The following is a 17,542-nucleotide window of genomic DNA, read 5'->3' as shown; positions in this document are numbered from 1 at the left end:
TCCGCTCGATTGTTGCACGCTTCTTTCGCCGCCATTTTGCTCTCAAAGCAAAACGGATGAACGAGATGAGCCAAGATACCGACAAGACCGATAAACCCGCCAATCCCTCTCGCCGCCGCATGCTGGGCGCGGCGGCGATCGGCACCGTGGCGGGGGCGGCGGCGGGTCTGGCCAGCGGCATGGCGCTGGCCGGCTCGACCCCTCCCCAGCCACCCATCCTTGATGGCCGCCGCCGTTTTGCGGACCAGACGGTGCTCATCACTGGCGCCACTTCGGGCATCGGCCGCGCCGCCGCCGAAGCCTTTGCCGCCGAGGGCGCGCGCGTCGCATTCTGCGGCCGGCGCGAGCAATTGGGCGAGGAGGTCGCTGCCGGCATCCGCGACAATGGCGGCGAAGCGCTCTACATCCGCGCCGACGTGCGCGAGGAGGCCGATGTCGACGCCTTCGTCACCCAGGCGGTCCAAGCCTATGGCGGCATCGACATCGCGCTCAACAATGCCGGCGTGACCTTCAACGATCCCCTCCACGAGATCGCCACGGCCGATTGGGATGATCTTTACGCGACCAATGTGCGCGGCGTCTTCCTCGCCATGAAGGCGGAAATCCCGCATATGCTCGAACGCGGCGGGCAGATCATCGTCACCTCCTCGGTCAATATCGTGGGCGCGCGTCCGGGGCTCGCCGCTTACAACGCCTCCAAGCGGGCGCTGGCCGGCATCGTCCAGACGGCGGCGCTCGAATATGGAGGCCAGGGCATCAGGGTCAACGCCATCTGTCCGGGCGCCACCGATACCGAAATGATCCGGCGCGATGCGGGGTTCATGGACGCGCCCGATGCCGTCTGGCATGCCGGAGTGGGCGCCTGGGCGCGCTCCAACGTCCATGGCATGCAGCGGGTGGCCTCTCCCCAGGAAATCGCCGCCGCCATCCTTTCGATGGCTTCGCCGGAGATGACCTATCTCAACGGCTCGCTGTTCTTCGTCGATGGCGGGATGACATCGGCGCTCTAAGCTTCGACCAGGCGGCCAATTGGGAGTATAAAGAGGCTGGGCAATTCCGCCGTGGAGGAGAAGGCATGACGGGCCACCGCATCTATAAGATCAGCGTCGCCAGCGTTTATCCCCACTATATCACCAAGGCCGAAAAGAAGGGGCGCACCAAGGCCGAGGTGGATGAAATCATCCGCTGGCTCACCGGGCACAGCCAGGCTTCGCTGGAAGCCGAGCTGGAGAACAGGACCAGTTTCGAGGATTTTTTCGCCACCGCGCCGCGCCTCAATCCGGCGCGATCGCTGATTACCGGCGTCGTCTGCGGCGTCCGGGTCGAAAATATCGAGGAGCCGCTGATGCGCGAGTTGCGCTATCTCGACAAGCTCATCGACGAACTCGCCAAGGGCAAGGCGATGGAGAAGATTCTGCGCGCCGAACCGGCTCAGTCCTGATCGAGCCGGGCATAGCCGCGCCGGTGCCAGAGCAGCGGCGCGCGATCGGGGAAGGATGCGGTGTGCATCACGATCCCCGCATAGAGGATATGGGTATCCATCTCGATCGATCCGGCCAGCACGCAATCAAAGCTCGCCACGGCGCCATCGAGCCTGGGCTGGCCCGAAGCCCATTCGGCCCATTCCGCTTCCCCGAACCGGTCGGCGGGGCCCCAGCCGGCAAAGGCATCGGCCACGGCCTGCTGATTTTCGGCCAGAACCGAAAGCGAAAAACGCCCGGCGGTTTCGATGGTCTGCGCCAATTCGGTATCGCGCGTGATCGAGACGAGGATCGCGGGCGGCTCGGCGCTGAGCGACAGCATCGCCGTTACCGTACGTCCGTGCCGCTCGGCACCGTCGCGGGCCGCAACCACGGTCACCGAAGCGGCGAGCGTGCTCATGGCGCCGGTGAACTGGGAGGCGGGCACCGCGTCGCGGGCGGCGGGGTGGTCGGCGCAGGCCAGCGCAAGGGTCGGAGCCGGATGGGCTGGCATGATTTTGCTCAGTTTCGTCATTCGCCATGGGCGCGCAGGCGCCATTTGCCGGGGAGACGCGGCAGGACTTGATCTTGCGCGCCGTCCCCTGTATTTTCCAAGTAAGTGCTTTCTAAATGCCGCCCCGGAGCCATGTCAAGCAGCAAACCGGCCATCGAGTCCGACATCCAATCCGCCCAAAGCTGGAGCCCGCGCAACGCGGCCGAGCGCATCCTGTTCCATTTGAAGATGCACGGGGAAAAGACCGCCGCCGAGCTCGGCCGGGCGCTGGGCACCTCGGGCGAGGCGGCGCGCCAGCAGCTCGTGCGGCTGGCCGAAGAGGGGCTGGTGGAAAGCTGGAGCCAATCGCGCGGTGTGGGCCGGCCGTCCCAGTTCTGGCGCCTGACGGCTGGAGGCCAGTCGCGTTTTCCCGACACCCATGCCGCGCTCACCGTCGAGCTGTTGGGGATCGTCGGGGACACCTTCGGCCCCGATGCGCTCTCGCGCGTGATCGATGCGCGCGAGGAGCGGACGCGCACGCTCTATCGCAATGCCCTGGCCGATGCACGGACGCTTGGCGAACGCGTGGCCCGGCTGGCCGATCTGCGCTCGACCGAGGGGTACATGGCTTCTTGGGAGCCCGATGGGGAGGGGGGCTATATGCTTTACGAAAACCACTGCCCCATCTGCGCGGCCGCCACCGCCTGCCAGAATTTCTGCCGCGCCGAACTGGCGGTGTTCCGCGACGTGCTGGGCCCCGAAGCCCAGGTGGAGCGCACCGACCACATCGTCATGGGCGCCCGCCGCTGCGCTTACCGGGTGACGCCGCTGTAGGTGGCTTTGCTCGCGCGATCGTGAGGGGGCTACGCTGCGCACCCCTCATCCGCCCGCTTCGCCGGCCTGCCATTCGAGCCCCCGCCTTCGCGGGGGCAGGCGCCGTCTCATGGCCTTCCCGCCTCCAATGCCGCCGGCACGTTTGGCCAGAGGACGGCTCGAAGTCTCCCTCAAGGGGAGAAGGGGAGTTGAGCTTGTGGTTAGCAGAGTGCTTCCCCACGAGCCCCTCTCCCCTGGTGGGAGAGGGGACGGGGGTGAGGGGGCGCAGCCTATCGGCGGCATCCAGCGTGTGCGCATGGGCAATCTCAGAGCCCCCCTCATCCGACCGCTTCGCCGGCCTGCCATTCGAGCTTAGCTCTCATGGCCTTCTCACCTCCAATCGTGCCACCGGCACGATTGGCCAAAGGACGGTTCGAAGTCTCCCACCAGGGGAGAAGGGGAGCCGTGGCCGCTTTTCCGTAAGAACTCAAACGCTCCTATGGGAGCTCCCTCTCCCCTTGAGGGAGAGGGGCCGGAGTGAGGGATGCGCTGGGCTTCCGCAACCCGTGCGGTGGGAGCGCGCACTGTTCACCATTATCGAATAATCAATGAACCATAGGCCGGATTATCCGACCGGCCATGCGCTCTATATTGGTCTCAACACGCAATGGGAGACCAACCATGCTCAATCAGATCAAAGGCCTGCACCACGTCACCTCCATGTCGCGCGATGCGGATGCCAACAACCGCTTTTTCACCTCGACGCTCGGCCTGCGCCGGGTCAAGAAAACCGTCAATTTCGACGAGCCCTCCGTCTATCATCTCTATTATGGCGATGAGGTGGGCACGCCCGGATCGGTGATGACCTATTTCCCCTTCCCTCACATCATCCGTGGCCGTCCCGGCACGGGCGAGGTGGGCGAGACGGTGTTCTCGGTTCCCGAGGGGAGCCTGGAATTCTGGAAGGAGCGCTTTGCGGAAAAGGGCGTCACCGGCATCGCGGCCGAAGAAAGCTTTGGCGAAAAGCGCCTGCGCTTTACCGCCGTCGATGGCGATCATTTCGCGCTGGTCGAGGCCAAGGGGGACGATCGCGCGCCCTGGACCGGCGGCAGCATCAACGGCGACGAGGCCATTCGCGGCTTTGCCGGCGCCACGCTGCGCCTGCGCGAAACCGGAGCCACCGAAGAGCTTTTGAAGTTCATGGGGTACGAACACGCCGATACCTCCAGGGGCATCAAGCGGTTCGTGATTCCGGGCGGCAATGGCGCGGACGTCATCGATCTTCAGACGCTTCCCAACATGCCGCGCGGCGATCTCGGCGCCGGCTCGGTGCATCACATCGCCTTCGCCGTCGAAAACCGCGACGCGCAGGCCGAAGTGCGCAAGGCGCTGCTCGATACGGGTTATCAGGTGACCCCGGTGATCGATCGCGATTATTTCTACGCCATCTATTTCCGCACCCCCGGTGGCGTGCTGTTCGAGATCGCCACCAACGAACCCGGTTTCGACCGCGACGAGGACACCGCGCATCTGGGCGAAGCGCTGAAGCTTCCCACCCAGCACGAGCATCTGCGAAGCTGGCTGGAAACGCATCTGCCTGAGATCAAGGGTTAAGCCGGCCTGGTAGGATCGTTCAAGCGCCGCGCCCCTCATCCGACCCGGCTCTGCCGGGCCACCTTCTCCCACGAGGGGAGAAGGGGAACCCACGGCAGCGTTTGAGCAACAACCATAAGCTTGCCAAAAGAGCCCCCTTCTCCCCTGGTGGGAGAAGGGATGGGGATGAGGGGGCTCAGCGACTGCGCCGATCACAAATGCTATAGTTGGATCACCATGACCTACATCACGAAAACGCATGACCCCAAAACCCCCGGCGCCCCTACGCTCGTGCTCTTTCACGGCACGGGCGGGGATGAGAACCAGTTCTTTGCGCTGGGCCGCCAGCTTCTGCCCGATGCCCGGCTCGTCGCGCCACGCGGCGATGTCTCCGAGGGCGGGGCGTTGCGCTATTTCCGCCGCACGGGCGAGGGCGTTTACGATATGGACGACCTCAAGATCCGCACCGAGACGATGGCCGAGTTCCTCAAGGGGCTTGCCGCCGACGGGCCGCTGATCGGGCTGGGTTATTCCAACGGCGCCAACATCCTGGCCTCTGTGATGTTCGCCCATCCCGAGATCGTCGATGCCGCCGTGCTGATGCATCCGCTGATCCCATGGGAGCCCGAGGCGGTCGCGGGGCTTGCCAACCGCAAGGTTCTGATCACCGCCGGCCGGCGCGATCCCATCTGCCCGGCGCCGCGCACCCAGGCGCTGGCGGACTGGTTCGTGGACCAGGGCGCGACGACCGAGATCGCCTGGCATGAGGGCGGTCACGAGGTGCCCCAGAGCGAACTCATGGCCATCGCGGCCTTCCTCAAGCCTTGGGGTTAAGCCAGCAGGTCGCTCCAATCGGGATGGCGGCGGAACTGAACGGCCACATAGGGGCATTGCGGCACGATCTTGAACCCGCCATCGCGCGCATCTTTTATGGCGCGCTTGACCAGTTTGAGGGCAATGCCACGGCCTTCGAATTCCTTGGGGACGCCGGTGTGGTCGATGACGATCGAACCGTCCGGGCGGCGGCGATAGGTCATTTCCGCCTGCCGGCCGGGCGCCAGATCGGCCCAATAGCGCCCGCGATCACCCTTTGTGGCGTAGTGGATATCGAGTTCGGTGTCCATGAGCGCTTCCTTGCCTGTTTGAGCCCATAACGCCGAAGCGAGGCTTCCGGTTGACGAGTCGGTTCAGCCTCCGCACTCTCGGGCGTAAAATCAAGGAGCCAAGATGAGCCTGCCCCTCCACCACATGATCGAAAGCGGCCCGCGCCCGGTCGCCCCCTTCTCCCATGCCGTCGAGGCCGATGGCTGGGTGTTCGTCACCGGCCAGATGCCGACCGACCCCCAAGCTCCCGACGCACCGCTCCCCGAGGGGATCGAGGCGCAGACCCGGCGGGTGATGGACAATCTTTCGATCGTTCTCGGCGGCATCGGCCTGGCGCTCGAAAACGTCACCATGGCACGCATCTATCTCACCGATTTCGAGGGGGATTATGCGGCGATGAACGCTGTCTACCAGTCCTATTTCGAGCCGGGAAAGCTTCCGGCCCGGACGACGATCGGGGTCACGGGGCTGGCGGTGGGGGCGAAGGTCGAAATCGATCTGATTGCGCGGCGGCCTTAGTCTCGTTCGCTGGTGCTTTCGGCAAGCGCCGCGCACCCCTCATCCGACCCGGCTTCGCCGGCCCACCTTCTCCCTCAAGGGGAGAAGGGCGCCCCTTCGCATGTGTTTCGGTGAATCACGAAGGTGCCGGTGCGCGGAGCTTCCGTAGGCTCAGGCCTCAACGAGGATCTTCAATCTGTTCCCCGCCGGATCTCGGGTCTCGATCCCGCCTCCGATCACCTCCACCGGCGAGCCGGCTCGCTCGAGCCGGTCGTGGATTTCCTTAAGCGTCTGCTGATCGGGCACGACGATGGTGAACCAGCGCAGCCCGGCGACGCCTGCCGGTGGGGTTCCGGGGTTGCGGCCGGCCCAGATGTTGAACGCAAGGATATGGGGAGCATAATCGAGGTTGACGTCGCCCATGCCGTAGCGGCGCGAGAGCAATTGGCCGGCAAAGCCGAGCTGGTCGCGGTAAAACTCCATGGCGGTGTCGAGGTCGTCCACATGCACATGCACGTGCCCGATCCGCGTGCCGTCCGGCATGGGGGCGAAGGGTGTGGCATCGCCGTCGAGTTCGGCCAGAAGTCCGGGCACGTCGATCGGCTCGCGCCCCGAATGGGGCCGTCCGTCCGGGGTCATGGCCAGCAATTCGTCGTTTTCGACGAACCGGCCGCGCCAGGGTGTTTCGAAGGTGATCTCGATGCCGTTGCCGTCCAGATCCCAAAGGTAAAGCGCTTCGGAGACCAGATGGTCGGTGGGCGAAACCCGGACCCGCGCGGCAGCGGCACGGTTGAGCGCACGGGCGAAGTCGCGCCGGGTCGGCACGTGGATGGCCACGTGATAGAGCCCCACGGTATGGGGCGCCACCGGCCCGGTGGCGCCGGTATGGAGCACGACCAGCACGTTTTCGCCGGCGCCAAGTTCCAGCCGGTTCTCGTGCCGCGCGATCAGCGTCAGCCCGACAACGTCGCGCCAGATATCGAGGGCGCGTTCGGGGTCGGTCACCGCGATATGGATGGCGCCCAGCCGCGTCGTGGTGGGGACGAGGAGCGGCGTGGCCACTGTGGCTTGGATGTCGGTCATGGCAAATCTCCGGCGGTCGCGGGCAAATGATCTTGCCGCCCAAGATAAGGCCAGTCGGCGTTCCGATTAAGTGGACGGCAGGCGACGGATTGTTGCCAATTGATGAATGACGGCAGCCGGGGCCCGGCGCGGGGCCGGGCGGATGAACAGCTCGGGGCGTTCTGAAGCCAGCGCCTCGAGTTCGCTTATCATGCCTTCGAGGTGCCGGTGCATGGCGCGGGCGGCGCGGTCGGCCTTGCCCGCCGCGATCAGCTCGACGATTTCGGCGTGCTCTTCGATGCCCAGGGCAATGCGGCGCATGGTGTTGGTCATCTGCCGCGCCCTGTCGAGATTGTTCCGCGCGGTGTCGACCATCGCCTTCATGCGCTTGTAGCCGAGGGGGGCGAGGAGCTGTTCGTGGAACTCGAGGTCGAGCTTATGGAAAGCGTCGCGGTTCTCGGCCGCCGCCACGTCGCGCTGGGCGGCGATATTGGCGCGCAGCCGTTCGATCACCTCGGGCGCCCGCCGCGCGGCGCAAATGCGCACCGCTTCGCCTTCGAGCGCCTTGCGGATGAAGATATATTCACGGATCTCGGCAAAGGAGATGAACGAAACCACGGTGCCCCGCTGGGGCAGGATTTCCAGCAGCCCTTCGGCCTCGAGCCGGGCGAAGGCTTCGGCGACCGGTGAGCGGGAGACCCCGAGCCGTGTGCAGATCTGGGCCTTGTCGAGCATGGTGCCGGGGGGCAGCTTGAGGGAGACGATGGCGTCGCGCAATTGCGATGCGACCTCTGCGGCCATCGAGCCGCGGGTGAGTTCTGATGCGGGGGTCAGGAAGGAATAAGTGGTTTCGGCGGTCGCCATTCGGTCCGTCGTTGTCTAATTCAGGCCGAGCGGCCATTTGTATGATTATAACAGCAATGTTCCGCCCGGCAACGGGCAAGCGGCGCGTCGCCCATGTTGCCTTCTTTGTCCTTTGCGCGTTCAATCGGGGGCAACCACAAGACGGAGGCCTCACATGACCCTCACCTCAGCCCTTACCGACAAGCTCGACGAGCCGCATCTGGTCGCCGCCGGCGGTTTCATCAACGGCAAATGGAACACGGTCTCCTCGCGCGGCAAGGTGTTCAGGGTCACCAACCCGGCAACCGGCGAGGTGCTGGCGCAGATCCCCGACCTTTCCACCCACGCAACGCGCGACGCCATCGATGCCGCCTATGCCGCCCAGCCGGCCTGGGCGGCGCTTTCGGCCAAGGAGCGCGCGGACCTGATGAAGAAACTCCACCGCCTGATGGTGGAAAAGGCCGATGATCTGGCTACCATCCTGACGCTGGAAATGGGCAAGCCCTTCAATGAGGCGCGCGGGGAAATCCTTTACGGCGCGAGCTTTATCGAATGGTTCGCGGAGGAAGCCCGCCGCATCTATGGCGATACCATTCCCGGCCACACCGCCAATACCCGCATCTCGGTCATCAAGCAGCCGGTGGGGGTGGTCGGGGTGATCACCCCCTGGAATTTCCCCAATGCCATGCTCACCCGCAAGCTCGCCCCCGCGCTTGCCGCCGGCTGCACGGTGGTCGCCAAGCCCGCCGCCGAAACCCCGCTTTCGGCGCTGGCCATCGCCCGGCTCATGGAATGGGCCGGCTTTCCGCCGGGCGTTTTCAACATCGTGCCGGGCACGGACGCGGCGGCCATCGGGGAGGAATTGTGCGCCAACCCCAAGGTGCGCAAGATCAGCTTTACGGGCTCAACCAATGTGGGCCGCATCCTGATGCGCCAATGCGCCGATGGCATCAAACGCATGAGCATGGAACTGGGCGGCAACGCCCCCTTCATCGTCTTTAACGATGCCGATCTGGACGCCGCCGTCGACGGGGCCATCGCGTCCAAATTCCGCAATGCCGGCCAGACCTGCGTGTGCGCCAACCGCGTCTATGTGCAGGCCGGCATCCACGATGCGTTCGTCGCCCGGCTCAAGGAAAAGATGGAAGGACTCCGGGTCGGCAACGGCATGGAGGAGGGAATCGATATCGGGCCGCTCATAACCGACAAGGCGGTGGCCAAGGTCGAGGACTTGCTGGCCGATGCGCGCGGGCAGGGCGCCTCGGTTCAAATGGGCGGAACTCCCATGGGCGAAGCCACATTCTATCCCCCGACGCTCCTGACCGGCGCCACCAAAACCATGCGGCTGGCGCGCGAGGAGATCTTTGGTCCGGTCGCTCCGGTGTTCAAATTCGAAACCGAGGCGGAAGTGATCGAACTCGCCAACGCCACCGAATTCGGCCTGGCCGCCTATTTCTATGCGCGGGACATATCGAAGGTCACCCGCGTCGCCGAGGCGCTGCAATATGGCATCGTGGGCATCAATACCGGGCTGATCTCCACCGAGGTCGCCCCCTTTGGTGGCGTCAAGCAATCGGGCTTCGGGCGGGAGGGCTCCAAATACGGCATCGAGGATTATCTCGACATCAAATATCTCTGCCTGGCGGTCTGACCGGCATCCGTAACGCCCCCAGCTTGCCGCTTACCAGGCGTTAGCATCGTCTCCCTATCGTTTCTCAAGGCGATAGGGAGACGATTCGATGCGGGCGGTTTTCGGCAAGATACGGGCGAGGGCATCGGCGCGGCGCCGGCGCGCACCCATGATTGCCGAACCGGCCCTGGCCTTTGTCGCGGTGGTCGCCCTGGGCTGGGTCGCCATCGAGCGGGGCTATGTCGATCTTCCCGCGCTGGATCTGCCGGCGGTGGCCGTCGCGCCCGCCGAAAGCATTTCCGCCCGGTTCACGCTCTGCTCGGGCGCGGGCGGCACCTGCGTCATCGATGGCGATACCATCCGCATCGACGGCCAGTCGGTGCGCATCGCCGATATCGATACGCCCGAAGTGCAGAACTATGCCTGCCCGCAGGAAAAGGCGCTGGGCGACCGGGCGACCCAACGCATGCTCGCCCTGGTCAATGATGGCGCCTTCGCACTCGCCCGCTGGGATGAGCGGGACGAAGACCAATATGGCCGCAAGCTCCGCGTTCTCGAACGCGACGGGCAGTCGCTGGGCATGGTTCTCGTCGCCGAAGGTCTGGCGCGCCCCTGGGACGGCGCGCGCCGGAGTTGGTGTTAGGCGCGGCGGCGCATCCCGTCCACGCTCCAGTCGCCGGGGCCGGCAAAGAACAGGTACAGGAACACGAAGCAGTAGAGGATGGCGAAACCGCCCATATTGGAGGCCGGGAAAAAGCCCATCGGCGCATGCCCCATGAAATAGGCCACGGCCATGAAGCCGCTGAGGATGAAGGCGGTGGGGCGGGTGAACAGCCCCAGCACGATGAGCAGGCCACCCGCCAGCTCGAGAATGCCAGCCGTCATCAGCAGCGGATCGAGCGGCGGCATTTCCATGGGCGCGGCGGGCCAGCCGAACAGCTTTTGCGTGCCGGTCTGGATAAACAGCAGGCCGGTCATGATGCGCAGCACGGCCAGGGCCTTGGGCGCGTATTGAGACAGGGTGGTCGTCCAGGACGTCGTCGATCGGGAAGTCGTTTGCATTGAAGTCCCCTCGGTTGCTGGGAGCGATGCGATTCGCACCGCCAATACCCCGAGGACGGATGATTGCCTGACTTTCCGACACGCGCACGCTTTTTTTAGAGCATTTCAGCTTTTCTTTGAATCGCTTCAATACTCTAAGTCTTTGTTTGGTCGCGTGTCCGAACCGCAAAAGCGTTCCGCTGGACACGCTCTAGTAGTGCGGCGGTGGCGGCTCGATCTTGCCGGTGCGCGCCATCTGCTCGACGGCGGCCATCTGGTCGTCGATCAACTGGAGCTGGCGCTTGAGCCTGTCGATCTCGCGCCACTGCTGGGCGACCACGGCATTCATCTCCTCGATGGTGCGGTCCTGATGGGCAAGCCGCTCCTCGAGGGCGGTCAATCTTTCTTCAGAGGACATGTGAAAGCCTAGTCGATGGTCAGAACGCCTGCGTCGGTCGGGGTGAAGCCGCAGGAGAGGTAGAAATCGCGCAAGTGCGGCTCGAAGTCCACATGCACTTTCTTGATCCCGCGCTGCCGCGCCACCTTGAGCGCCGCTTCCACCATGGATTGCCCGATGCCGTGATCGCGGAAATCAGGATGCACGCAGACATCGACCAGAAAGGCGTGGATCCCCCCGTCCCAGGCCATGTTGGCAAACCCGATCAGATGCTCATCGTGGAAGGCCGCCACATGGGTGAGGCTGCGCTTGAGTATGGCGCGGAAGTCGGTGAGCCCATCGATTTCCCATGTGGAGCGCCAGAGGTCCGAAAGTGTCCGCTGACTGGGAAAGGGATCGATTCTGATATCGACAACATTCATGACGAAAATCCTTGGCGAAACCAACAAATCAACCAGGGAAAAACGGGTGGAACAGACAAAGGTTGCCGTTTTCCGCCTTTCATCGTAAAGTGACGATGAAAGAAACTCGACCGACCAAAGGCATATCCATGTCCGCATCCAGCCCCGCCACCATCACCCGCGATCCCGTCTGCGGCATGAGCGTGGACCCGGCCACCGTCAAGCATCACGCGAGCCATGGCGGGCACGAATTCCACTTCTGCAATCCGGGCTGCAAGGACAAGTTCGCCGCCGATCCCGAGGCGTATCTGATCGCCAAGGACCCGGTCTGCGGCATGGATGTCGATCGCTCCAACGCCAAATTCATGAGCAAGCATGCGGGCGAAAAATTCTATTTCTGCTCGGCCCGCTGCCAGGAGAAGTTCGAAGCCGATCCCGCCGCCTATCTCGGGGACCGACCGGCGCCCGAGCCCATGCCCGAAGGCACGCTCTATACCTGCCCCATGCACCCGGAAATCGTAGAGGATCATCCGGGAGATTGCCCGCTCTGCGGCATGGCGCTCGAGCCCATGGGCGTGCCGGCCGCCGATTCGGGCCCCAATCCCGAGCTCGTGGATTTCTCCTTCCGCCTCAAGGTTTCGGCGGCTCTCACGGTGCCGATCCTTCTGATCGCCATGGGCCCGATGGTGGGGCTGCCGGTGCGCGACTGGATCGGGGAAGCCACGGCCAAATGGGCCGAACTGATTCTGGCTACCCCCATCGTCGTCTGGGCCGCCGCGCCGTTCTTCAAGCGCTTCTGGTCCTCGCTCAAAAACCGTAGCCCCAATATGTGGACGCTGATCGGCATGGGCGTGGGCGCGGCCTATGCGTTCTCGGTCGTCGCGACGATCTTTCCCAACATCTTCCCCATGAGCTTCCGGCATATGGGCGGGTCGGTCCCGGTCTATTTCGAGGCCGCCGCGGTGATCATCACCCTGGTCTTTGCCGGCCAGGTGCTTGAACTCAAAGCCCGCGAGCAGACCGGTTCGGCCCTGCGCGCGCTGCTCGATCTCGCGCCGAAAACCGCCCGCGTGGTCCATGATGGCCACGAGCACGATGTCCCGCTCGAAAACGTCAAATCCGGCGACATCCTGCGCGTCCGTCCCGGTGATGCGGTCCCGGTCGATGGCGAGGTGATCGAGGGCGCGTCGGGAATTGACGAATCCATGCTCACCGGCGAACCGCTCCCGGTTGAAAAGGCGGTCGGCGATCCCGTCACCGGCGGTACGCTCAACGGAAACGGCACGTTCCTGATGCGCGCCGACGCGGTGGGCGCGGCCACCAAGCTCTCGCGAATCGTCGAGATGGTCGCCAAGGCCCAGCGCACCCGCGCGCCCATCCAGGCGCTGGCCGACAAGGTCGCGCAATATTTCGTGCCCACCGTGGTGGTGGTCGCCATCGTCGCCTTCATCATCTGGTCGATCTTCGGGCCCGAGCCGGCCATGGTTTATGCGCTGATCGCCGCCGTTTCGGTGCTGATCATCGCCTGTCCCTGTGCGCTGGGGCTTGCCACGCCCATGTCGGTCATGGTCGCCACCGGCCGTGGCGCCCAGGCCGGCGTCCTGGTGCGCGAGGCCCGGGCGCTGGAGACCCTGGCCCGCGTCGACACCCTGATCGTCGACAAGACCGGCACGCTCACCATGGGCAAGCCGAAACTGGTCGGCGTCGATAGGGTCGATGGCGTTTCCGAAGCCGAACTGCTTGCCCTGGCCTCGGGTCTCGAACAGGGCTCGGCCCATCCACTCGCCGAGGCCATTGTCGCCGGCGCCAACGAAAAGGGCGTTTCGGGGCGGCGGATCGAGAATTTCACGTCCCACACCGGCATGGGCATTTCGGGCACCGACGATGGGGAACCGGTCGCGCTGGGCAATCTGCGTCTTCTCGATACGATGGGCGCAACGCTCTCGGACGCCCTGCGCACAGCCGCCCAGGCCCGGATCGATGCCGGTCAGACCGCCATGTATCTGGTTCGCGGCAAGGCCGTGATCGGGGTCATCGGCGTTGCCGATCCCATCAAGTCCGAAGCGAAAGCCGCGCTCGATGCGCTGCACGCCGATGGCATCAGGATCGTCATGGCCACGGGCGATGCCGAAGGCACGGCGAACGCCGTGGCGCGGCAATTGGGGATCGACCAGGTCTTTGCCCAGGTGATGCCCGAGGACAAGCTGGAACTGGTCAAGCGCCTCAAGGCGCAGGGCAAGACGGTCGCCATGGCTGGCGACGGCATCAATGACGGCCCGGCGCTGGCCGCCGCCGATGTGGGCATTGCCATGGGCACCGGCGCCGACGTCGCCATGGAAAGCGCCGGCATCACCTTGGTGGGCGGGGAATTGAACGGCATCGTCCGGGCCCGCAAGCTCGCCCACGCGACGCTCAAAAACATCAAGCAGAACCTGTTCTTCGCCTTCGCCTACAACACGGCCGGGGTGCCGATCGCGGCGGGCGTCCTGTTCCCGGTGTTCGGCGTCCTCCTCTCCCCCATGCTCGCCGCCGCCGCGATGTCGCTCTCCTCGGTCTCGGTTATTGGAAATGCGCTACGGTTGCGGGGGATCAAACTCTAGCGGCGGATAACCCGGCTACCTCAGCGCCCCTCACCCCAACGGGGAGAGGGAGGAACTTGCGGAAGCGCCTGCGCCAAGCTTTCCTTCGCCCCGCTGGGGAGAAGGTGGCCGCGAAGCGGTCGGATGAGGGGGCGCAGCGCTTGCGAAAAGAACCATCGTCGCGGCCCTGCCAAGCATCCGCCCAGCACCTTGGCGAATGCCCGGCGAGCATATAGAAAAGCGCCGACGCGTTGGACGGGGAGGGTGCATATGTTCGTTGTCGCGGGGGAAAGCCTTATCGATCTGGTCGCCAAGCCGCGCAGCGATGGCCCGCTGGAGATGGGCGCTCACCAGGGCGGCTCCCCCTACAATTGTGCCATTGCCCTTGCCAAGCTCGGTCAATCCGCCGGTTTCCTCTGCCCCATCTCCCGCGACACCTTCGGCGATCTGCTGATGGGGCCGCTGGAAAAAGCCGGCGTCGTTCCGCTGGTCAAACAGCGTTCGGACTGCAACACGACGCTTGCGGTGGTCACGCGCAACGCCAAGGGCCTTCCCGCCTATGCCTTCTACCGCCAGGGCACGGCCGAGCGCGACATCTCCCGCAAAAAGCTCCTCGCTGCGCTGCCGGAAAAGATCGATCTCTTCCAGATCGGCGGTTTCCTCCCCATCGAGCCCGACGATGCTGAAATCTGGCTCGACGTGGTCAAATCCGTCGCCCAACGCGGCGCGGTGCTCTCCATCGACCCCAATGTCCGCCCCTCGCTGATCTCCGATTTCGCCGGTTACAAGAAACGGCTGGGCGCCTTCCTCGATCTCGCCCATATCGTTAAGGTTTCTGACGAGGATCTCGCCGCTCTCGATCCGGGCAAGTCTGTTGACGAGCACGCGCAAGATCTGCTCGCCCGCCCCAATGTCGAACTGGTCGTCGTCACCCTGGGCGAGGACGGTTCGCGCGCCTTTACCGCTTCCGGCCAGGCCCGCGCTTCGGTCCATCGTCCGGAAAAGTTCGGCGATACCGTTGGGGCAGGCGACAGTCTCATGGCCGGTATTCTCACCGCGCTCTCCGATCGCGGCGCGCTGGAAAAGGACAGGATCGGCACTCTGGATGCCGACGCGCTGGAAGCCGTCCTTACCTTCGGCGCCGTCACCGCCGGGCTCAATTGCGGCCATATCGGCTGCAACCCGCCCACCCGCGCCGAGGTCGAGGCGGCGCTGGCCCGCATCTGAGCCCCATATTGCTGCCGGATTGGCAGGCAACGATATTGGCAGATCGAACCCGCCGCACAAGGATTCTCGCGCCATGAAAGCCCTCTTCGCCGCCCTCGCCCTGTCCTTCGCCGCGGCTCCGGCCATGGGGCAGGCGGTCAGCGAATATACCGAATATGACGTCGAAGCCGATTGCAGCGTCATCGGCCGCTCGCTGGACGGGGAGGGGGATTGGGCCGATTATGTCTGTCCGGGCTATGCCGGCTATCCCTTCGTCATCCGTTACACCGATGGGCGTGAATCGGTCACCTACGGCTTTGCCACGGAATCCGGCATGTCGACCTTCTCGCCCTTCAACTACGCCAATGGCACGGTCGAATGGCGGGTGCGGATCGACCGCGATATCGAAATCCCCGTCGCCGCCATCCAGCGCTGGTTCCTCGCCGACATCGAGGGCAATTGGAGCCGGGAAGTGCTCGTGGTCTCCCGCGTCGGCCAACCCGATGGCGGCGGCGCGTGCGCGGTGGCCTATATCGACGCCCAGACCGAAGGCGCCAACCAGCGCGCCCGGCAAGCCGCCGATCAATTGGCCGAAACCTTCACCTGCGGTTCCGACCAGCCGATGGTCGAGGAATCGGTCAGCGACCTTGTTCCGGCCGGGTAGCGGCAGGCGGGGCAGGCCCCTCACCCGGATTGCCGCCGATCCGGAAATTTTCAATACCCCTGTCGGCATCCCCATCCCTCGTCCGTCCTTGGCTCGAACCGGGCCAGCCATCCGGTTTCGAGTCGTAAAATAATCGCGATTGCCTGCTAGAACGGCGCGGATTAGGCTCGCGCCTCGCAAAGGACCGGACCATGAGCCCCTTTCACCAGATTCTGGGCAACAACCTTGTTGCCAACGTGACCAATTTTACCGTCTGGTTCGCCATAACCTTCTGGATCTTCATCGAGACCCAGTCGGTGTTCGCCACCGGCATGGTGGCCGGCATCTTCCTGGTGTTCACTGCCGCCTTCGGCATCTGGCTGGGCGCCATTGTCGATCATAATTCGAAACGCCTGGCGATGATGGGGTCGAGCCTTGTTTCGTTCGTCTTCTACCTCGCTGCCATCGCCATGGTGCTGCTCGAGCCCGAGGGCGCGTTCTCGGACGCTTTCAGCGCCTATCTCTGGGTGTTCGTCCTCATCGTGATGCTGGGGGTGATCGCCGGCAATATCCGCTCGATCGCGCTGCCCACCATCGTCACTATCCTGATGCCGGAAGACGAGCGCGACAAGGCCAACGGTTTGGTCGGCATGGTCACGGGCATCGGGTTTCTGACCACTTCGGTGATCTCGGGGTTCCTGGTCGCCTGGGGCGGCATGTATCTGGTGCTGCTGCTCGCCCTTGCCGCCACGGTGGTGGTGTTTTTCCACCTGTTCTTCCTGCGCCTCAACGAAGGACGCCCGGTGCCCGTCGACGGGCAACCGTCCGAGCCCAAGCGGGTCGATATCGCCGGCACCATCGCCGTGATCGCCGCCGTGCCGGGGCTTTTCGCGCTGATCTTTTTTGCCACCTTCAACAATTTTTTGGGTGGCATCTTCATGGCGCTGCTCGACGCCTATGGCCTGTCGCTGGTCTCGGTCGAGATCTGGGGCCTGCTGTTCGGCGTGCTGTCCACCGCCTTTATCGCCTCGGGCATCATCATTTCGCGCACCGGGTTGGGCAAGAATCCATTGAAGACACTGCTTTTGGTCAATCTCATCGTCTGGACCACCTGCTGCTTTTTCACCATCCAGCCCTCGCTCTGGCTTTTGGTCGGGGGCTGTTTCATCTGGATGTTCTTTGGCCCTTATGCGGAAGCTGCCGAACACACCACGCTGCAAAAGGTGGTCCCCCTCGAACGCCAGGGGCGCGTGTTCGGCTTTGCGCAATCGGTGGAACAGGCGGCTTCTCCGCTCACCGCCTTTCTCATCGGCCCCTATACCCAGTTCGTGGTCATCCCGTTCATGACCGATGGCGCGGGCGCCGATACCATCGGCGACTGGTTCGGCACCGGCCCGGATCGGGGTATCGCGCTGGTCTTTACAGTCGCGGGGCTGGTGGGCGTCCTCGTCACCATCATCGCGCTCAACTCCCGCCCCTACCGCCAGCTCTCGGCCTTCTATGCCGGCCGGCCCGAGGCGGAAGTCGGTTCGGCCGAGGGGCCGACGCCGGCTTAGGGGCTCCAGGCAAGCTCAGCGCACCCCTCACCCCCATCCCCTCTCCCTCAAGGGGAGAGGGGGGCTCTCTTGGTAGCGCTTGCGCTTCTGCTGAAACGCTCGCCAAAAGCTACCCTTCTCCCACCAGGGGAGAAGGGGGGCTCGTTGGGCGGCCTTACAGTTCTTGCCGAAATGCTGTCCAGAAGCCCCCATGGCACTGCCTTTCCACCTCGTCGTCTTCGTC

General features: G+C 64.5%; 19 protein-coding genes. 12 read left to right on the top strand and 7 right to left on the bottom strand.

The window, feature by feature from the left end; genetic code table 11:
• Window positions 1–65: 65 nt before the first annotated feature.
• Together NO932_RS16165 and NO932_RS16160 are read left to right on the top strand one after the other, a co-directional pair.
• Window positions 66–1,010, top strand: a complete 945-nt coding sequence (locus NO932_RS16165; protein ID WP_309208377.1) for an SDR family oxidoreductase — start codon at window positions 66–68, stop codon at window positions 1,008–1,010.
• 65 nt (window positions 1,011–1,075) lie between these two features.
• On the top strand, window positions 1,076–1,441 hold the full coding sequence (locus tag NO932_RS16160) for a DUF2200 domain-containing protein (protein ID WP_309208376.1): 366 nt from the start codon (window positions 1,076–1,078) through the stop codon (window positions 1,439–1,441).
• On the opposite strand, the gene NO932_RS16155 is transcribed toward NO932_RS16160, so the two are convergent.
• Entirely contained in the window at window positions 1,432–1,974 is a 543-nt protein-coding gene (locus NO932_RS16155; protein WP_309208374.1) for a flavin reductase family protein, read from the bottom strand. The two genes, NO932_RS16160 and NO932_RS16155, sit on opposite strands and share 10 nt — an antisense overlap.
• Window positions 1,975–2,106: 132 nt before the next feature.
• Here NO932_RS16155 and NO932_RS16150 point away from each other — a divergent pair, with 132 nt between their 5' ends.
• The 3 genes from NO932_RS16150 (at window position 2,107) to NO932_RS16140 (ending at window position 5,193) form a co-directional block, all read left to right on the top strand.
• Window positions 2,107–2,787 (top strand): transcriptional regulator, encoded by a 681-nt coding sequence (locus tag NO932_RS16150; protein ID WP_309208372.1) that lies wholly within the window; start codon window positions 2,107–2,109, stop codon window positions 2,785–2,787.
• Between the two features lie 660 nt (window positions 2,788–3,447).
• Window positions 3,448–4,380: a VOC family protein gene (locus NO932_RS16145; protein WP_309208371.1), complete on the top strand. Its 933-nt coding sequence runs from the start codon at window positions 3,448–3,450 to the stop codon at window positions 4,378–4,380.
• A gap of 216 nt (window positions 4,381–4,596) precedes the next feature.
• Window positions 4,597–5,193: an alpha/beta hydrolase gene (locus tag NO932_RS16140; protein ID WP_309208369.1), complete on the top strand. Its 597-nt coding sequence runs from the start codon at window positions 4,597–4,599 to the stop codon at window positions 5,191–5,193.
• On the opposite strand, the gene NO932_RS16135 is transcribed toward NO932_RS16140, so the two are convergent.
• Window positions 5,190–5,483, bottom strand: coding sequence for a GNAT family N-acetyltransferase (locus NO932_RS16135; protein WP_309208367.1), 294 nt, complete (start codon window positions 5,481–5,483; stop codon window positions 5,190–5,192). The two genes, NO932_RS16140 and NO932_RS16135, sit on opposite strands and share 4 nt — an antisense overlap.
• Window positions 5,484–5,607: 124 nt before the next feature.
• Between NO932_RS16135 and NO932_RS16130 the strand changes: the two genes are divergently transcribed.
• On the top strand, window positions 5,608–5,982 hold the full coding sequence (locus tag NO932_RS16130) for a RidA family protein (RefSeq protein WP_309211071.1): 375 nt from the start codon (window positions 5,608–5,610) through the stop codon (window positions 5,980–5,982).
• A 150-nt stretch (window positions 5,983–6,132) separates the two neighbouring features.
• On the opposite strand, the gene NO932_RS16125 is transcribed toward NO932_RS16130, so the two are convergent.
• Both NO932_RS16125 and NO932_RS16120 read right to left on the bottom strand, forming a co-directional pair.
• Window positions 6,133–7,044 carry a VOC family protein gene (locus NO932_RS16125; RefSeq protein ID WP_309208364.1) on the bottom strand — a complete coding sequence of 304 codons (912 nt, stop codon included), beginning with the start codon at window positions 7,042–7,044 and terminating at the stop codon, window positions 6,133–6,135.
• 66 nt (window positions 7,045–7,110) lie between these two features.
• Window positions 7,111–7,887, bottom strand: a complete 777-nt coding sequence (locus NO932_RS16120) for a GntR family transcriptional regulator (RefSeq protein ID WP_309208363.1) — start codon at window positions 7,885–7,887, stop codon at window positions 7,111–7,113.
• A gap of 154 nt (window positions 7,888–8,041) precedes the next feature.
• Between NO932_RS16120 and NO932_RS16115 the strand changes: the two genes are divergently transcribed.
• On the top strand, window positions 8,042–9,517 hold the full coding sequence (locus tag NO932_RS16115) for an NAD-dependent succinate-semialdehyde dehydrogenase (RefSeq protein WP_309208360.1): 1,476 nt from the start codon (window positions 8,042–8,044) through the stop codon (window positions 9,515–9,517).
• A gap of 88 nt (window positions 9,518–9,605) precedes the next feature.
• Complete coding sequence (locus NO932_RS16110; protein ID WP_309208358.1) at window positions 9,606–10,139, top strand: thermonuclease family protein; 534 nt, start codon at window positions 9,606–9,608, stop codon at window positions 10,137–10,139.
• Here the strand turns inward: NO932_RS16110 and NO932_RS16105 are convergent.
• From NO932_RS16105 to NO932_RS16095, 3 genes are all read right to left on the bottom strand, one after another.
• The gene (locus NO932_RS16105; RefSeq protein WP_309208357.1) at window positions 10,136–10,558 is read right to left on the bottom strand and encodes a DoxX family protein; all 423 of its coding nucleotides are present in this window, start codon (window positions 10,556–10,558) and stop codon (window positions 10,136–10,138) included. The two genes, NO932_RS16110 and NO932_RS16105, sit on opposite strands and share 4 nt — an antisense overlap.
• A gap of 190 nt (window positions 10,559–10,748) precedes the next feature.
• A complete protein-coding gene (locus tag NO932_RS16100) occupies window positions 10,749–10,955 on the bottom strand; it encodes a SlyX family protein (RefSeq protein WP_309208355.1) in 207 nt (68 codons plus the stop codon).
• An 8-nt stretch (window positions 10,956–10,963) separates the two neighbouring features.
• Entirely contained in the window at window positions 10,964–11,356 is a 393-nt protein-coding gene (locus tag NO932_RS16095) for a GNAT family N-acetyltransferase (RefSeq protein ID WP_309208353.1), read from the bottom strand.
• Window positions 11,357–11,484: 128 nt separating this feature from the next.
• Here NO932_RS16095 and NO932_RS16090 point away from each other — a divergent pair, with 128 nt between their 5' ends.
• The 4 genes from NO932_RS16090 (at window position 11,485) to NO932_RS16075 (ending at window position 17,319) form a co-directional block, all read left to right on the top strand.
• Window positions 11,485–13,935 (top strand): heavy metal translocating P-type ATPase, encoded by a 2,451-nt coding sequence (locus NO932_RS16090; RefSeq protein ID WP_309208352.1) that lies wholly within the window; start codon window positions 11,485–11,487, stop codon window positions 13,933–13,935.
• Window positions 13,936–14,184: 249 nt separating this feature from the next.
• Entirely contained in the window at window positions 14,185–15,141 is a 957-nt protein-coding gene (locus NO932_RS16085; RefSeq protein WP_309208350.1) for a carbohydrate kinase, read from the top strand.
• A gap of 73 nt (window positions 15,142–15,214) precedes the next feature.
• Window positions 15,215–15,784, top strand: a complete 570-nt coding sequence (locus NO932_RS16080) for a hypothetical protein (protein WP_309208349.1) — start codon at window positions 15,215–15,217, stop codon at window positions 15,782–15,784.
• Window positions 15,785–15,975: 191 nt separating this feature from the next.
• Window positions 15,976–17,319 (top strand): MFS transporter, encoded by a 1,344-nt coding sequence (locus tag NO932_RS16075; protein ID WP_309208348.1) that lies wholly within the window; start codon window positions 15,976–15,978, stop codon window positions 17,317–17,319.
• Window positions 17,320–17,542 lie beyond the last annotated feature (223 nt).

Origin of the sequence: Pelagibacterium sp. 26DY04, assembly GCF_031202305.1 — a bacterium.
Lineage (GTDB): Bacteria > Pseudomonadota > Alphaproteobacteria > Rhizobiales > Devosiaceae > Pelagibacterium.
Note: the sequence above shows the minus strand (reverse complement) of the source record. Positions and strands in the feature narration are given on the sequence as shown.

Excerpts from the sequence above, each read along its gene's own strand:
- NO932_RS16165 (WP_309208377.1), top strand. The coding sequence starts at position 66 with ATGAGCCAAGATACCGACAAGACCGATAAACCCGCCAATCCCTCTCGC.
- NO932_RS16160 (WP_309208376.1), top strand. The coding sequence starts at position 1,076 with ATGACGGGCCACCGCATCTATAAGATCAGCGTCGCCAGCGTTTATCCC.
- NO932_RS16155 (WP_309208374.1), bottom strand. The coding sequence starts at position 1,974 with ATGCCAGCCCATCCGGCTCCGACCCTTGCGCTGGCCTGCGCCGACCAC.
- NO932_RS16150 (WP_309208372.1), top strand. The coding sequence starts at position 2,107 with ATGTCAAGCAGCAAACCGGCCATCGAGTCCGACATCCAATCCGCCCAA.
- NO932_RS16145 (WP_309208371.1), top strand. The coding sequence starts at position 3,448 with ATGCTCAATCAGATCAAAGGCCTGCACCACGTCACCTCCATGTCGCGC.
- NO932_RS16140 (WP_309208369.1), top strand. The coding sequence starts at position 4,597 with ATGACCTACATCACGAAAACGCATGACCCCAAAACCCCCGGCGCCCCT.
- NO932_RS16135 (WP_309208367.1), bottom strand. The coding sequence starts at position 5,483 with ATGGACACCGAACTCGATATCCACTACGCCACAAAGGGTGATCGCGGG.
- NO932_RS16130 (WP_309211071.1), top strand. The coding sequence starts at position 5,608 with ATGATCGAAAGCGGCCCGCGCCCGGTCGCCCCCTTCTCCCATGCCGTC.
- NO932_RS16125 (WP_309208364.1), bottom strand. The coding sequence starts at position 7,044 with ATGACCGACATCCAAGCCACAGTGGCCACGCCGCTCCTCGTCCCCACC.
- NO932_RS16120 (WP_309208363.1), bottom strand. The coding sequence starts at position 7,887 with ATGGCGACCGCCGAAACCACTTATTCCTTCCTGACCCCCGCATCAGAA.
- NO932_RS16115 (WP_309208360.1), top strand. The coding sequence starts at position 8,042 with ATGACCCTCACCTCAGCCCTTACCGACAAGCTCGACGAGCCGCATCTG.
- NO932_RS16110 (WP_309208358.1), top strand. The coding sequence starts at position 9,606 with ATGCGGGCGGTTTTCGGCAAGATACGGGCGAGGGCATCGGCGCGGCGC.
- NO932_RS16105 (WP_309208357.1), bottom strand. The coding sequence starts at position 10,558 with ATGCAAACGACTTCCCGATCGACGACGTCCTGGACGACCACCCTGTCT.
- NO932_RS16100 (WP_309208355.1), bottom strand. The coding sequence starts at position 10,955 with ATGTCCTCTGAAGAAAGATTGACCGCCCTCGAGGAGCGGCTTGCCCAT.
- NO932_RS16095 (WP_309208353.1), bottom strand. The coding sequence starts at position 11,356 with ATGAATGTTGTCGATATCAGAATCGATCCCTTTCCCAGTCAGCGGACA.
- NO932_RS16090 (WP_309208352.1), top strand. The coding sequence starts at position 11,485 with ATGTCCGCATCCAGCCCCGCCACCATCACCCGCGATCCCGTCTGCGGC.
- NO932_RS16085 (WP_309208350.1), top strand. The coding sequence starts at position 14,185 with ATGTTCGTTGTCGCGGGGGAAAGCCTTATCGATCTGGTCGCCAAGCCG.
- NO932_RS16080 (WP_309208349.1), top strand. The coding sequence starts at position 15,215 with ATGAAAGCCCTCTTCGCCGCCCTCGCCCTGTCCTTCGCCGCGGCTCCG.
- NO932_RS16075 (WP_309208348.1), top strand. The coding sequence starts at position 15,976 with ATGAGCCCCTTTCACCAGATTCTGGGCAACAACCTTGTTGCCAACGTG.